This window comes from Pseudoalteromonas rubra, assembly GCF_000238295.3.
GTDB classification, from domain to species: Bacteria; Pseudomonadota; Gammaproteobacteria; order Enterobacterales; family Alteromonadaceae; genus Pseudoalteromonas; species Pseudoalteromonas rubra.
In genome coordinates this window covers 381,128-398,666 of record NZ_AHCD03000027.1, presented here as the reverse complement: position 1 = coordinate 398,666, position 17,539 = coordinate 381,128, and the positions used below count along the sequence as shown (strand labels likewise).

Annotated in this window: 5 protein-coding genes; all 5 read right to left on the bottom strand. The window is 45.4% G+C overall.

The features are described 5' to 3' along the window. Positions 1-598 precede the first annotated feature (598 nt). Complete coding sequence (locus PRUB_RS06120) at positions 599-1,570, bottom strand: hypothetical protein (RefSeq protein ID WP_040644749.1); 972 nt, start codon at positions 1,568-1,570, stop codon at positions 599-601. Positions 1,571-1,791: 221 nt separating this feature from the next. Beyond that, entirely contained in the window at positions 1,792-2,298 is a 507-nt protein-coding gene (locus PRUB_RS06115; RefSeq protein ID WP_010387243.1) for a hypothetical protein, read from the bottom strand. 897 nt (positions 2,299-3,195) lie between these two features. After that, complete coding sequence (locus PRUB_RS06110) at positions 3,196-3,573, bottom strand: type II secretion system protein GspG (RefSeq protein WP_010387242.1); 378 nt, start codon at positions 3,571-3,573, stop codon at positions 3,196-3,198. A 1-nt stretch (position 3,574) separates the two neighbouring features. Beyond that, positions 3,575-14,407, bottom strand: a complete 10,833-nt coding sequence (locus PRUB_RS06105; RefSeq protein ID WP_010387241.1) for a SpvB/TcaC N-terminal domain-containing protein — start codon at positions 14,405-14,407, stop codon at positions 3,575-3,577. Further along, the gene (locus PRUB_RS06100) at positions 14,404-15,822 is read right to left on the bottom strand and encodes a hypothetical protein (protein ID WP_010387240.1); all 1,419 of its coding nucleotides are present in this window, start codon (positions 15,820-15,822) and stop codon (positions 14,404-14,406) included. Before PRUB_RS06100 ends, PRUB_RS06105 begins: the two co-directional genes overlap by 4 nt. Positions 15,823-17,539: the final 1,717 nt, after the last annotated feature.

Below are 17,539 nucleotides of genomic sequence, written 5' to 3'. Positions count from 1 at the left end.
AGTAGTTGGGAAGTCATCGCTCAAACTTTTTTGAGTGACACCCACCCGTTTGTCCTAGATGATTGACTGCTGCGCTTCCTATTAGCTCTGAGCATAAAAGTCACTGCTGTGACTTCGTACTTATCTCTTTAATTTAACTTGAACTCTTAAAACCCCAATCGATTACAAGCCTCAGTGACAGCTTCTTTTGTAGACTCAACAAAAATTTCCTTACTGGCATCACGAGAAGCAATCAAATCTCTTTCATAGAAATACGTTCTACCTGGTTCAAGATGGCTCAAAATGAAAGAAGTAGTTGGGAAGTCATCGCTCATACCTCTAAATTTGAGATACATCTCGGTATTTGTGTCATTAATATAAAAATATATGCATCTACGGAACTTTTTTGAGTGACACCCACCCGAAAATTCACAGAACTATTGTGGACAGGTTCAAAGTCGAAATGCAAGACTATCAAATGCTGCGCTTTCTATAGGCTCTGAGCAATGAAAATCGTATGTTTAAGCACGAAATCTTAGAAAATAATCTGATTTGGACAAGATGAGTTCGCACCCAAGCCTGAATTTGGATACATCGAAATGGTACTTACGGAAAAGTGTTAACCCAGTAACCGTTCGCACTGAGTCAAGTTGGCGCGTCGTCTTTTATAAAGATGCTCACAGTAATCCGTCATCGCTTGCTTTCGCCCTACCGCGCCATGAAAGACCTTCGTAAATTGCGTAGTGAGCTTGAGCCAGTTGCCTAGCTCTATTTGCAATCGTGTCAGCAAAGGCTGGCTATCGCTGATATAACCCCGCTTATCTGCACGCATGCATCGGCCTGTTAATTCAACTAACTGTATGTAATAGGTCAGCTCAAACGGCAGTCCTTTAGGCATGTGCTTTCTTGGGTTACCTGCAAAGCGCAGTAAGCTCTTAGGTTGCTTTCCTTGCCGTGCATAATCAATACGTTTTTTAATGCTGGTGTAGTCTGACGTTTCCGGTGTCTCTGCCATTTTGGCTCTGATTGGGTTCAGGTCAACATAAGCCAGGCACGCTGCCAGTGCCGCTTCATCCAGCAAGGCTTGTGACTTGAATCTTCCTTCCCAAAATCGACCTGTGCAACCATCTTCTTTGTTTGCCCGGCGGGCAATGCCTTCATTAAGCACCCGCATGAACCAGCTGATGCTAGCAAGGCGTGTTCTGAATTCACTGATGTCTGCATCAAGCATACTGTGCTCTGACTCGCTCAGCCCATCACCACTAATGAACTTGTGCGTCAACCAGTTGCCCTTAAACAACTTATGCCAGCGAAGCACTATCGCTTTATCTGATAACCTTTGTGCTTTCTTATCATCCACATACAACACAATATGCGTATGATTGCTCATAACCGCATAGCCACACACATCAATGCAAAACACCTTCGCAAGGGTCAGCAATTTTTCCTCAACCCAGTCTCGCCGATGTTCATAAGACTTGCCCGTGAGGCGGTCTTTACCGCACAGAAATGCCCGGCGAACGCACCGGGATATACAGTGGTAGTACTTAGTACCTGATAAGCTGACCTGCTTCTTCCTTGCCATTGGCATAATCTATCATCCTCAATCCATTGAGTATTATCTAAAGGTAGACGGTGTACCTTACGTACGCCAATTTTTGGTGGATGTCCATTCAACCGTTGTTCTCTGATAAGCTGACCTGCTTCTTCCTTGCCATTGGCATAATCAATCATCCTCAATCCATTGAGTATTACCTAAAGGTAGACGGCGTACCTTACGTACGCCAATTTTAGGTGGCTGCCCATGTAACTCTATGTAACTCTTATACATTCAAAGGATTCTGACTCGCTTTTTCTAATCCATAAAATATCATCTTCTACTTCCTTGTAAGCAACATATCCTGTAAATAAAGAGGTGATCATTGAAGAAGATGCACCTGAATCACTCAGAAATTGAAAAATCTTCTCATTATTGACAGCTCGCTTTGAAAAAAAGAAAAATGGTGACTCGAAGGTAAAAAAAAGCTCCGACAGCACTTTTGCTATAACCTTAAATTCAAAGTTAGCATCTACAAAAAATGATAGCTGAAAACCATCAAATTCAATGCTTCTAAAGCCTCCCATCTTAGTACATTTATCGATTATCTTTAGAACAGCTGATTCGTCAGTACTGCAAAGTCTAAAGCAGTATACATATAAACAATCAGTCCCTTTCTTTAGCTCATAAAAGATCCTCATAAGATTTATAGAGCAATTAACATCGAATTCATCAAAACAGCCTATTGATATAGTGTTTGTGCCGTGAAAGTTATAATTCATATCTATTAATTGATCCTTTTAAACGGTGGATACCACGTACGTCGTCGCGTATTTCCAAACTGCCAATTACCAAATCTAACCCTTATTGTAGAGTGCCAGCCAACGCCCCCCTTATGCAATCGACCATAATCAAACCTGACTCGAGTGTAACTTCCTTTAATGGAGATTAGCGTGTGATCCCTGCACTCCAGAAACCATGTCCGAAAATGCCACCTTGTAACTCTGCCATGATGCCACCAGCAAGGGCATGACTACCTAAGTGACCAAAACATTTACAGAACATTTGCAGAGACACCCACCAGGAAAGTTGTCAACTGCAAGCCAATCTTGAATGGGTGTCTCTGCAAATCCGCTAAACAGATGTGACCACAAAATCGGTGACATACGACCAGAAACAAAAAAGCCCCGGCGGGTGCAGGGGCTTTAGATTGGGTGTCTTTTATATTTGTTTAATCTATCATCCTCAATCCATTGAGTATTATCTAAAGGTAGACGGTGTACCTTACGTACGCCAGTTTCGGGCGGATGTCCATTCAACCATTCTGGATATCCGCGTGGCGCACTAACGTTGATTTCGAAGCGCCCATCTCATCACCCACCAAAAATCCGAACTGAATGTCTACGATTTTGGGTGGGTGTCCGTGTAACTCGTCAACTGCAAGCAAATCTTGAATGGGTGTCTCTGCAAATCTTCTCGGCTCGGAACACATTAGGGGCGCTGAATAATCAGTCAAGCCCGGATATATGTCAGAGCAACACATTTATAGCGGACTGGGCCAAACATCAGGCATGGCAAAACAGATAAAAGAACGAACGGGATAACGAAAACTCGCTACCCCGCAGGCCTACTCGGCTTGACATCGCTGGAGCGTCCATATATGTCACTTGAAATTTCAATCAATTCGGCACAACTAAATCATCTCCACTTTTACATTCATCTATTCTATTTTCTCCCTTAGAGTACAAGTCATACTCTCCACCGTTACATTTAGAAGGGTAGTTATAGATGTAACTTTCACCAAAGGCATCCTTCGGTATACTTTCTATAATTGCACTCCCTCCTATATCATCATTATCTTCTGTAAGAGCACTAATCCATATCGAGCTTTCAGGATAAAAACCATAAAGACCTTTATAAATCTCCAAGGCTTTAGATATTTGAACGAGATCCAAATCAACTATATCAACTATATCAACTTTATCATCATCTATAACTTTTACAGTAAATATTGAAAAAATAAAAATAAAAAGCAAAATAAATAAAGTTAACTTCATTTTAGTTACCTATCAGTTTTTTAAACCTATCACTAATCGCTCTCAGTTGAGTCCCATAAAGAGTAGTCTCTCGGCTTAATATACCAGTATTATCTATAATCTGTTTGTGCCTGCTACTAGAACCATATCCAAAAAACCTTTCGTACATACCTGACTTGTAATTTGTAAAATTTGGGTCATTAAAGTGCATCAGTTCATGATATGCCGATCCTAAATAATAGCTAGCGGAAAACTTTCCACTTTGTAAATACTGTTTGCTAATTCGCATGTTAGGCTCACAACCTAACATCCCACAGTCAACTTCTGCCTTACGTATCCCTAGTTCAGTTTGGTCCACAACTTCTATTTTTGGCAACGTTATTTCGTCACCTAAGATATCTCTTGTAGCTTCCATTCCTTTTTTCACATAATTTAAGTTCATTTCATAATTTCTTTGTTTTTGCTCTTCTGATAAACCATCTAGGCCATAGTCCAAATCACCTTCCTGCCCCATCGCAATACCCCAATCCGTCCTCATCGCCGTAACAAAAGCCGCACTATAAGCACCATTTTTAAACTTCCCTCCGGTTACTTTTGAAATTGTACCGCCAACAACAGCTGAGATTAGAACATTCCCAATAGGGTTACTAACATAGTTCCCTCCCCCAACTGCGCTATTAAGTCCAGCTGCCCAGAAGCCATGGCCGAAATTGCCGCCATTTATGTCACTCATAATGCCGCCAACAATACCATCAAACATAAAGCGAGCGAATACATTTTCAAAGCCGCCGCCCCCTCCTAATTGAGACGTTGCGACAGAAGTTAAGCCAGCCTTAAATGCCTGAGATGAACTGCCACCCATCGCTCTGGTAAACTCATAGTTCCATGCCGCAGCACATGCAGCCTGAGCTGGTCCACAAAAGGCTGTCAGCATATTCCCCGCAATACTGGTAATTTCTGCACCAAATACTTTTACCACACCTCTGATGATTTGACGGTTTATCTTCTTCGTGAGCTTATGTAACTTCTTAAACAAATACCCACTAGGATCCGTATATGACAGCGGATTATTCAACACATAAGAATAAGCGTTATAGTTTTGAAGATTCGAAGGCGCCTGCACCACAGGATCCGCCTGCATAAACCGGCCAGTCTCTGCATCGTAGATCCGACCATTCATATGAATGATACGCTTGTCGCCGCCCAGTGACACCGGCTCATGCCCTGTATAGGCTCTCAGGTTGTCACTTATATTGTTGAACACATCGCCCATCAGCTCTGAATTCTGCTCAACCTCACGCTGCTTACCAAATATATCGTACGCATAACGTGTCAGGACCTTATGTTCGCTATTAGTCACGACAATGGTGGACCCCTGATGGTCGGTAAACAACCACTTGGTTTTGCTCATCCCTGTATCATAGTAGGTTTGTTGTGCGTCGTTGCCGATATAACGGTTAATCACAGACTTGCCGTCCTCACCTTTTGGCTTGGTCAGCTCCAGAGCACCCACGTAATATACTGTTTTTGACCCATCCACTCGCTTGTAGCGACGATTATTCGCATCATACCTGAAGGTGACAGTCTCACCATTGCCCGTCATTTCAACCGCTTTATTACGCGCACTGTACTCAATTGACGTAGTGCCATCACTACCTGAGCGCGCTATCTGATTACCATTGGCATCAAAACTAAAGGACTCTGTCTTAGCAGGCAGTGTGCCCAAACAGCTCGAACTTGCTATACGGCTTCGTGAAGAGATAGCATGTAGTGGCGTATTGTCTTCACCATATCGCTGAGTCCAGCGACCCAACACCAGCACAGATGAGCCTTCATAGCCAGGACAGTCAACGTCTGTACCAATCAGATAATCCGCTTTCTCGGTTAAATTACCCGATGCAGAGTACTTGAACAGATCGACGTTGTTTACCCCCAGCACTCGGTTCATATCATCATAATGATAAGTGCGGGTGTCCATGCCTATCTGCTTGCGGCTTATCAAATTGCCCAGGCTGTCAAAGCTGTAAACGTCACTTTGAATTGCAAAGTTGCTGTCTGCAATCTTTTCGACCATGCCCTTTTGGTCATAGGTGATGTTCATGGTCACGCCGCCTTTTTCGTACGTGGTGACCTGACCACGGGCATTGAGCGCCGTCACTTTGTAGTAAACCTGGCCCTTATTGCTATTACGCGCCTCTGTTTTTGCCAGCAGCTGACCGTTTTGGTAAGTCATAGCAACACCGCGCGCTTCTATAAATTCGCCCTGTTCATCACGACGGTAGTCATCAAACTGTAAGGCCAAACGGCTGTAGCTATCATAGAAGCTCTGTTGGATCACACAGAGATTGTCAATTGGATCCAGGTTTGAGCCATCCGTAATACGTAAATCACCCGTTGACCCTACAAAACTGACTTGCCCTGCGCACTGGCTCGTACTATCCAGTGACGTCAGCGTTGCTGCTGCACGCCCTAATTGGTCGTAATAATAGGTTTGCCCCCAGTCAGAGCCCTGCGAACTTGATATCAAGCGATGAACGGTGTCGTTTGTATCTCCATACACCCAAGTACTGGTGCCTTCGGCAAACACCCCCTCTGGCGTCGTTTGCTCCTGTTTGATTTTTCGACCTAAGAAGTCGTAATCCATGGTCAGTTTCACACCACGTGCATCAGTTTGCGTAAGTAGTTCGCCAAAGGCATTGTACGTGTATTGCCAATAGCCTCTGTCTGAATCCTGCACAGACTCTTTACGACCCATGTCGTCATAAGTAATGGTACTCAGCAGGCGATCATTGGCCGCTTCTGCCGATGACTGAACGGTGAGCTGAGCACCCAGTGCGTTGTAGGTATAGTCCAGCGTGTGATTAATGTTGTCTATCACCTGCACTGTCTGGCCTATGGCATTACTCAGCGTAGATTTAACCTGATCACGGATATCAGAGCCCCTGACAGTAACTGTGGTCTTTCGACCCTCAAACTTTGTCTCTGATTCTGTGCCAGAATTTGCGTCGTAGACATTCGTTACCCTGTCTAGCGCATCATAGGTGCTTGTCACAGCCTTTGAGCCAGCCTCAATAACCACATCATTACGACCGTAACGATCAAACTGATATTCTGAGGTCAGCCACTGGTTCTCAAGTACTGTCAGCTTGCTCACTGAATAAGTGCGTCCCATTTTATCCAGCGAGTGTTTTTCGCGCAGTACGCCGTTAACTTCTTTATTCAGACGTACCACACAGTTTTCATTCGATCCACACGCCGTGAAATAGCTATATGCCTGAGCTCCGGTCTTACTGTAAGACCCCACTTTTCCGCCAAAATGGTCATAGGTTAAGTTGGTCAATACACCGTTATTGTCAATCAGCTCAAGCGGCTGGCCGAATACATTGCGGCGTGTATAACTATGCCGCCCTATCTCGACGGTACGGACTTTTTCGGAAATCAACGACAGTGTACTTTTGCTACCACTTTTCTTAGTGTGGAGGACGAAACGCCCTTGCGCATCAAAGATAGTTTCAGAGGTGCGCGTTTCACGCTCCACGCCTGTACATGCGGTGTTTTCGCTTTGCACTTTTACTTTGTTGCCAAAGCTATCGTATGAGTGTTCTGTCGTTAACTCATACTCACAACCCAAGCCTTTACCGACCACCTCCTTATAAAGCATATTTTCATGGGCATGGTTCTCGGGATAATATTCAAAGTGACTGGTTTTAGATATCGCAGTGAGACCTGCGCCACTGTGAGTCACCTTGGTTTCGGACAATCGGCCCAAGCGCTTGTGCACATCTGTTGTGCCATATTGGTTTTCGGTGACAACACTGTGCTGCACAGTGCCCGTTGCCCCAACTGTGGTGAAATACTCAGCACTGGAGGCATCCACCTCGTAGGTATTCACGGTCAGGTTTTCAACATTGCCATATGTATCTTGTAAGGTTGTTGTATCTGTACAAGTGTAAGCACTCACACTCATTCCTGAATCAACTACGGCGGTACATTCACGGCTATCCGAATTGTAAACCCGATAAGCGGTCACATCATTGAGCTGCTGCGTTTTATGCTTGCTGTACTCGTTAACCGAGATGCTGAGCAGTTCACTGGTGTCTGCTGTTTGCATTCGTTTTTGGGTTGAGTACGGCATGCCGGTGAACGGAAATGCCTGATGGTAGCGTGTGGTCGTCTCAAAAGTCTTGCCATCTTTTTGTGTGGTGGTCTTAAGCGCTTTAAAGCCCAGTGGTCCGCGACCCCCAAATTGCACGCGTGCGCCCTGATAGTGATAATCCACTTTCGCTGTGTCGGCCGACAAGGCGCCACTGCGATTGCTCGGGCTGTCGGTTTCAACACTGGCAACCAATACACCCGCGCCAGTCATCTTGCTGACTAATAGCTGTTGCGCATTGAAGATCCCTAAATCTGTCGTCAGGTCATCGTTAAGGTCTGTATAAACCGCTCTGTCCGACATTAGCCCATAGTGGATAGTCGTGTTGTTTGTATGACCGGCATACCCTTGATTGACCTCAAGCAACATGCCTGCTGTGGGGCGCTGACTCAGGTTATACCTGACACTGACACCGTAGTCGTGTTTAATCAGAATGTCTGCAACACCATTGCCATCGTAATCACTGAAAAAGGCAAAGTCTCCGCCTCTGGTATCCACGGCAAGCTCAAACGCGTTGTCACTGAGCTTTGTGAAACTCTCACTTTGAGTTGACCACTCATACCGACGCCATTTTTTCGTGTTCTTTTCTTTGAAGAACAGGTCCGCTTTGCCATTTTTGTCTATGTCCATCGACATAGGTGGAATCAGCTCGCTGACCGACAAAGCGTCATTGCTGGATTTGGCTGTCGCAATAAACACCCTTCTGAATTTAACTCGCTCACTGGATTGATTAAGCTGTACATGCCACTGCTTTACATCATGATTGTACGTGGGCGTAGCCAGATACATCAGATCCACCAGGCCATCGCCATTGACGTCACTTGGCGTTAACAATTCTATTTTCTCATCCGATGCTATCGTTTCTGTCAGGAAAGGATTAAATCCGCCATAGCCAGTTTCTCCCTGGTTATAGTGCACCGCCAGACGTTTAGCGTCGTCATTGTTACAGTGGGTAGAGTTACATTTCAGCGCAACAATATCTGCCAGGCCGTCAAAGTTCATATCGATGACATGCCAGTCTGTGCCCTTACTCGTAAAGTCGCCGTAGCCATAAAAATTACCTTCGCCCACGTCAGTACCGAGCACGTACTGATGACCAAATGCTTTGGTTTCAGGATCTGCTAACCTGACGTACAAGTTGGGGTCGTCTTTTTTATGCTTATACACCAGGTCTGCGTAGCCATCGCCATTCAGATCGGCAGGTTTGATTTCACGCATGTAATGATTAGCAGGCCAGCCTTCTGGCAGACTCAGTGTTTGCAGCTGATTGTTGTCGCTCAGTGCATAATGGGCCCAATAACCTGGATTGGCATCAGACGTATGCTCTGACCGCAAATTGATCATCAGAGTCTGTCGGCCATCCAAATCATGATCTATGGCAAACATACTGACACTTTCCTGATCATCTTTTCGGTATATATCCCGGCATGCCAGCTCTTCGGCCGCTTGATAGGTATGACCCTGATAAACGCACAATGTATAACGCTTAGCACCCTTGTCTGTCTGTTCCAGCGTGACCAGTTGTGCCAGACCTGTGGCTTTTAAGTCGGCCAAAGTGACAGACGACAATGCATTATCCATCCGCTCTTTTGAATACACATTGCTAAACGCTTCAAAGTCCAGTTTGTTGGCAAAAGCATCATACCTGAAGGAAACAGGGGCACGGCAAACACTGCCACGGCAATGTGCAATACTTTGCAGCAGGCGAGTGCCATTGACCGCATCCACAAAATCCAGATCATAATGGGCAAGCTCCGCCCCCTCATGATTAAATACCTCAATATTGCTCAGGCGTGCAAACTGAGTTACTTTTGCTGTATCTACGTAGCCTGCATGGCGCAGCGCCCCTACCTCATGGGTAAACACGACTCGGTTACCACTATAGTTAATTTCTGACAGGACTTTTTCAGAGTTTGCACTGTGATCTGGGTCTGTCAGCTCTGTGTAAACATAGTTGATGGTCGTGCTTTGGTGGCCCAGGTTGTCTTTCACTTCTGACAGCATCCAGCTCATGGTATGAACAACACCATCGGCATCCGTCAGGTTGGTACGACTAGTTTCTGATGCGCCGTATCGTTTTACCGAGCCATCCTTTGCAAGCACAACAAATTGAGATTGGCTACCCTCACCTAATTTATAAACGGTTATCTGGGCATCTATCTCAGTCATATATTCGTCAGCAATTTGCTCGCCCTCGAAGCTACCACTGTGGGTTTGTACCGCTTTACTGATCAAGCGCTGACCATCAAGGCAATACCGGTCATCCTCACTTAATGTCAGCCCTTTAAACTGGCCGTCCTGTGCTTTAGTTTGCCGACAGCGTGAAATACCCGATGTCGCACTCAAATTCCAGCCAAGAGCAACTAAGCCATCACCGCCTTGAGAACTGTAGTTCAGACTGACCTCAGGCTGCACGCCTGTGATACCCGCGGGTAACGCAATGGGCACACTATAAGATGCAGCGCCGCTTTCGGTTACCCGGAAACTGCCTGTGGTTGGTTGTAAACGAGCATGGGCAAGCAACACACTTTCGCTCGGCGCTTGCTCCGGTGCAACTTCAACGGATGGCAACGCAACAGACGGGCTTCCCTCTACAGCCGAGCTAGTGATGATAACTTGCGCTTCATTGGAGTAATTGTTACTACAACGAGATACCACTTTATCCGCAAGAGAGTCCGGGAGTTTTACACATGCCAGTGCCTTAAACTGATAACTGCCGTTTTGTTTAAATATTTTGGTAAGTGCACCGACATTATCGGCTTTGGTTTTGTCAGCATCCAGGGTTGCAAACAGTTGATACTGAGGGTTGCCAGGCTGCAGCGCATACAGTTGATATTCTTCAACCCGCCCCGGTGCTGTCAGCATGAATTCGATTATGCCACTTTGCTCCGTTGCGCTTAATGTGGGGATATGCAGGCCATCTCGATGATCCGCAGGATTAGTGCCGATTGCTTCTTCTAACCTGTCACTCAGCCCATCTTTATCACTGTCATAATCAAAATCACAGTAGTCACTTACTAAGCAATGACCATAGAAGTATTTAAGCAGGTTAAAAGCAGCCGCTTCATATTGGTTGCTGCTCTGTCCCAACAGGTCAATGATCACATCAGCCCGGGTAACCCCCATTTCGAGAACGCCGACCCAATAAGCCTGATCACCAGAGCCATATTTGGCGCCACTCAACACCTGATCAGCGCCGTCTTTTAACAGCAAGTATTCAAATAACGTACTGATGAATTGTGCATTGGACGACTCAGACAAGGCGGGGTCAATGTTAATCAGTGCATTGATCATTTCATTGAGCGGGTGGCCATTAACCATCAGGTAAGCCATAAAACTCAACTCAGTTTTACTGGGTGTTCTTTGTAACAGGACCAGCATGGCTTTCGTCAAAACCACAAGACCATCGGTATTTTGGTCCGGATGCCACCACTGAGCTTCCCACTCTTTTATTTCGTCTTCGAATTGCAGCGCTAAAGCATCGATTTCCTGCCATTTCACAGCATTGGCACCAATCATACGCTGATCGATGACGTGTACCTCTCTATCTGCTGTCGTGACATAGATATGTCCGGAAGCTGATACCTTAGGCGGCATCACAATCCCGCCACTGCGCGGGAATGTATAATGCCAGTTCGCTAACCCCGTTTTTGCATCCAGTGAATAAAGCGCTTCATCCATAGAGCCAATTAACAGGGCATTATTTTGATCAAATTGCGCACCGGCGCGGATCTCACCTTGTGTTTGGAATTGCCATTTTGTAGTCACTTCCAGGTTCGCTATCGGATCATAAGTCAGACGGTAGAAATGATGGTTCAGTGAACCAAAGTAGATATTGTCTATTTTTCTGGCGCCGGCAGTTTCAGCAATAGGCTCGAGCCTGACTAGAGGCTTAGCGGTAACCGGAACATTCTGATGGTTTGATTCAGGGTAAGTCCACAAATATTGAAGATCACCATCCAGATTTACTTTATGTGCTTTAAGGCCGCCTTCTTCACCACCAACATACAATACTTTATTTTCACTGACCGTGAACTCACGCCCACGGAGGTTAGGCCGCTGTGCTGACCCCGTTTCATCTAAAATAATGGTGTTTTCCAGGTATGTATTGTTTTCAGCATCACCCGACAACACGCCATTTGTAATGGTTATCTCTACCCCATTGTCCAGCAAGCCATCATGCACTATTTCTGGTAATGTGCCTGTTAGCGTGTATCCGTTTAATGACAAGCTCTGCGGTGGGATGTAAAACGTATCCCCCGTTCCTCGTAAACGGGCATAAAGAGCGGACTGAGACGCACTAAATCCGACCCCGGAAACCGTCACTTTGGCTTTAGGCTCAGTACACTCAGCACCACATTCCTCTATCTTCGCTGTATCAATATAGGGCGCGATATGCTCAACGGTATGTTGTTGGCCTGCGGTACACACCCCCTGGCTGTTACAGGCACGGATTTCATAGGTATAATGACCCCGAACTATGTCTGTGACCTGGTGGCTTGTGCCCGTGGTGGTTGCCAGCACAGAATGAGGTGCCCGGGACCTGTCACTGGGCAGCCCTTTCCAGGCCGCTAATTGATAGCTTTGTGTGACGCCATCAGTGTTAGCAGCCCAGTTCAGCGTAAAATGACCACCTGCTTGCGTGATATCACTGTTAAACACCGGTGCATGAGACTTGGTCTCATGGTTTACGACCGTTATTAGTTCTGAGCTGCCTTCTTCACCCTGAATAAGTTCCCGGTTATGAATTCTCGTTCCATATGCATACACCCGGAGTCGCTTACCATGGTCCGCAAACTTGGTCTGGATCGTCGTTAAATATGAAATCTTACCGTAAACGTTGACCTCACTTGCTTTCATCGGGTAGGGAGCACCATCCAAGGTCGCCCGCATATTAAGCCTGCTCGTATTTCTAAATCGTGAGAAGTTTACTTCAATCAAACCGGCTCCCAGGTCCTTTAATTGGATCTCAGGTACCTCAGGCTCATCCACTTTTTCCTCAATGAGCGCGATCCCAGGGAGGCGAGCCGTAGATGAATTGCCATCATTATCTGTCGCCACTAAGGTAAGCTCAATATTGTCCCCTGCATCCTTATTAGATGGCCTCCAACTGAAGCTTATACGCTTTGCATCTGCTGAAGAGCTGGCCAAAGGCAGCTCTAAATTATCTATAGAAGGTGAAATACTGATACCGTCAGTTACTGGCGTGCCATTTCTGTATAAGGTCAAGGAAGTCAGTTTAGGCACTTTACCGTCAGCAGTACGCCGAGAAAAGGCTGACGCATACACCGTAAAATCAAGAGGAAATAGGCCTATAAGGTAAGATGACTTGGTTGGCGCTTTTACAGAAATTCCAAAAAAGTTCGCATAATTGATCACTTGCGAAAAGGCATTGGAAGCGCCTTCATTCGTCACCGCATAAGCATAGTATGTAAACTGACCCGACTGACCAGGTGCATCCAGGGTCATTGTACAATTAGTACTACTGGTACTACACGTTTTTACCGCCGTAGCACACCCATTGTTGATCGCCTGATAATTACCCGGTGCACGGCAAATCTTGTACTCTTTTATGCCAGACGTATGGCTGGCAGTTGCCGTTAAAGTCACAGATTCATCGATAAAGGGACTGGTATTCGTTGCAGCTAAAGTCACTTCCGGTGGCGTTGCCAAACTAACATTAAACGATTTTGTTTGGCTTGCACCTGCGCGGTCTGTCACTCGGACTTCCATCCCTGAGATAGGTTGTGTGACCGGGATGACGATTCCAGTGCACTTCAGCGTACGTGTAGAGCGCTCACAGGTGTTATCGGTAAAAGAGGCTACATCAGTATAACCATTACCTATATTGAGCTCTATTTTGTCTATTCGATTAGAGTAACCGTCATCATTATCATGCCCTTTCACTTCTAAGGTTAGGTTATCACCCGACACGACCTCATATTCCCCCCCATCCTCGGCTTCTGTGCCATCTATTTTTACTTGGAGCGTAGGGGGCGTATTTTCCTCTTTGATCAAATATGAATAGGTATGCGAGGCAGTATTACCTTTGCTATCTTCTAAAACTGCTTTAAATTTGTAGGTCGCATTCGCAATAAATTGGCTTTTCCAGATAGATTTGCCACACTCGTAGAAACCATCCTTATTTAGTTTTAAATCGCATACTCTTGTAGCACCGCTGTCTTCTCTCTTAACGCCATTTAAGTATATTTCGTATGACAGTTTGAAAGAGGTGACATCTTTATTTACATCTTTAAATATAACTTTACTAAAAGCACTCCGTGCATCATAACTGACTTCATTATCAGTTCCCGAGTAAGTCGCAGACACTAATTCTGGCGCGGTATTATCATTTACTTTGATGTCTCTATCGCAATAGTATTCTGGATCGCTTTCACTATTATGATTCATCAATCTAAGTGACACTGTGTATACACCTTTACTGGGAAAAGTGTAATACAGGGAAGTATAGGTAGAACTACGGCTTAGGGTCGTGGTTCCCCGTTTTAGCGTAAGCTGTTGATAAGGTTTGCTACTAAAAGTGTAACTTGCTGTATCACTTCCAAGCGTCACATGTTTTTCTTCGCCGGTAATCGCATGTAGATCAGAGGCATTACATACAGGTACACGTGCGGTATAGGCTTGCACTGTGCAGGTTAGTAGCGTGAAACAGGCCAGTACAATTGATTTGAATAAACTCACAGCTTTTCCCTCCACACCACTGGTAATATTTGTATTTGATTATTTGTAGAAGGAGTTTGCGTTTGCTCTGAGCCAAACCATTGGTTCATCGTATTACTAATAGTGGATGGTACGGTCCGTGTCGGCACATCAACTCCAAAAATCTCATTTTCACTATTTTGCATAATAAATTGCTGACGCTCGCCCGAATCGTCGGTAATGAGCGAAGGTGTGTTTATAAATTCAGCGCTTACTCCCCCAATTCGATACTCATTGAGTACGATACTCAGGTCATTTGGGTCTAAGACTTGTATCAAACCATCACGCTGAAAAACGTATACCCCACTCTCTACATTTTGGGATTCTGTAAAGAATGTGCTGACTGCACTCAGGTTGCTTGATGGAGCTTGGTTAATGATTACAGGGCTGGCGAGCACATTGCTGCTCTTCTCTTCACTGCATGAATGCATCTTGCCATCAGCTAAAAACGCACTACATACCTTTCCTTTGCCATTACGCATGCTAATCGTAAAAAAGAGTTTATCCCCTTCAATTATCGGGGCGCTGTTCACCACCCCGACCAGGGGTATGTCCCAACCCCCATGCCAGTCAATAATCTTGCCAGCTTCTTTGGTCACCGAATAGCGATGCAACCTGCCACCATGCGTTGCAAAATACAGATTATCTTCGTATTCCAGAACAGAACGCTCAATAACATCAAGGCCGGACAAAAATAAAGGCTGAAGAAAGCTGCCTTTTACACCGTTCAACTCAACCGGGTTTTCAGGTAAAGTTGCGATTGAAAGTACTCTCGAAGTTGATTTACCACCAAAGTCATGGGCTGTCAGTGTGAAGCTGGACATGCTACTTAAATGGCTTTTTAGAGTTCCTTGAGTTGGATTCAGCGCGTTCCAACTATATGTAGCTCCGTCCTGTGTCGATTTCATTATGGATACAGTGGCGGCTCCGCTAACTTGCCAACTTACTTCTACCAACCCGTAATCATCAACCTGACTGCGATTGCTATAGAAAGCTTTGACCGAAAATGGTTCGCTGACTACTCTGTTTTGCTGCTTCGCCACAGCACATCCATATTCGTCACATGCTGTCACACGATAAACGCCCGATGCTGTTGCAGGCATTGTGTACCGGGTCCCTGACACATTCGCGTTTACCATCTCCCATTTGCCGTCAACAAATTGTTCGATCCGATAATATTTTGCTAAACGCGCAGCCGTCCACACCAATGTATCACCTGCACTATCAGGTTTAACCGAAACATAAATAGGCGCATCAGGAGTACGTTCAATTGGGATCATAATGACTCTTGGCCCGACTTTAATAGGCGCATATGCCTGCTTAAACTCCGATGCCATGGAACAATTGATGATGAGGAAGCTCAGAAAAACAAACAAAATTGAGAGTCGATTAGCCATGCAGATTTTGACCTGATTTTATTTATTAAAATTAAGTTGTTTACATATGTTATTTCAAAAGCACACGCAAAACAACACAATAAAAACACCGAAAACATTAAATAACAATTAAATAAAAAAGATAACCAAGAAGAGTCAATTTTAGAGGGGTACTTAAAGGTATTGCATACTGAGATTAAATATAAGCGAATTAAAATTGAGTATTTATTTACCCAATTTTAATAATTTAAAGACCAGGAATATAGATTCTATGCAAATAAGACCCTGATGAATACGACCATCAAAGATTGAGCTTATCATGAAAATATGACACGAAAGTTGCTCATTCAATCGGGTTTTAATTAATCAACTTATACAACTACACATCCCTAATTACACCTGTATATAAACTAACAGCACCCCAGGCTTCGAGCAGCGAAAGTGCATTTCCAAAGGAAATCCTTCCCGGCATGTAACAGAAACAAAAAAGCCCCGCTAATGCGAGGCTTTTGAATAATGGTGCCCAGAGGCGGACAAAGTGGTCCGGAACCACTTTGAACAGCTTCAGCTGGCCGCTTGCGGTGAAATACAAGGACGTATTTCATCATCGAACCACCCGCAGGCGTGTTCGATTACGCCGCCACAATTAAAACAGAACGCGGAAACAAAAAAGCCCCGCTAATGCGAGGCTTTTGAATAATGGTGCCCAGAGGCGGACAAAAGTGGTCCGGAACCACTTTGAACAGCTTCAGCTGGCCGCTTGCGGTGAAATACAAGGACGTATTTCATCATCGAACCACCCGCAGGCGTGTTCGATTACGCCGCCACAATTAAAACAGAACGCGGAAACAAAAAAGCCCCGCTAATGCGAGGCTTTTGAATAATGGTGCCCAGAGGCGGACAAAAGTGGTCCGGAACCACTTTGAACAGCTTCAGCTGGCCGCTTGCGGTGAAATACAAGGACGTATTTCATCATCGAACCACCCGCAGGCGTGTTCGATTACGCCGCCACAATTAAAACAGAACGCGGAAACAAAAAAGCCCCGCTAATGCGAGGCTTTTGAATAATGGTGCCCAGAGGCGGACAAAAGTGGTCCGGAACCACTTTGAACAGCTTCAGCTGGCCGCTTGCGGTGAAATACAAGGACGTATTTCATCATCGAACCACCCGCAGGCGTGTTCGATTACGCCGCCACAATTAAAACAGAACGCGGAAACAAAAAAGCCCCGCTAATGCGAGGCTTTTGAATAATGGTGCCCAGAGGCGGACAAAAGTGGTCCGGAACCACTTTGAACAGCTTCAGCTGGCCGCTTGCGGTGAAATACAAGGACGTATTTCATCATCGAACCACCCGCAGGCGTGTTCGATTACGCCGCCACAATTAAAACAGAGCGCGGAAACAAAAAAGCCCCGCTAATGCGAGGCTTTTGAATAATGGTGCCCAGAGGCGGACAAAAGTGGTCCGGAACCACTTTGAACAGCTTCAGCTGGCCGCTTGCGGTGAAATACAAGGACGTATTTCATCATCGAACCACCCGCAGGCGTGTTCGATTACGCCGCCACAATTAAAACAGAGCGCGGAAACAAAAAAGCCCCGCTAATGCGAGGCTTTTGAATAATGGTGCCCAGAGGCGGACAAAAGTGGTCCGGAACCACTTTGAACAGCTTCAGCTGGCCGCTTGCGGTGAAATACAAGGACGTATTTCATCATCGAACCACCCGCAGGCGTGTTCGATT

Excerpts from the sequence above, each read along its gene's own strand:
- PRUB_RS06100 (WP_010387240.1), bottom strand. The coding sequence starts at position 15,822 with ATGGCTAATCGACTCTCAATTTTGTTTGTTTTTCTGAGCTTCCTCATC.
- PRUB_RS06110 (WP_010387242.1), bottom strand. The coding sequence starts at position 3,573 with ATGAAGTTAACTTTATTTATTTTGCTTTTTATTTTTATTTTTTCAATA.
- PRUB_RS06120 (WP_040644749.1), bottom strand. The coding sequence starts at position 1,570 with ATGCCAATGGCAAGGAAGAAGCAGGTCAGCTTATCAGGTACTAAGTAC.
- PRUB_RS06115 (WP_010387243.1), bottom strand. The coding sequence starts at position 2,298 with ATGAATTATAACTTTCACGGCACAAACACTATATCAATAGGCTGTTTT.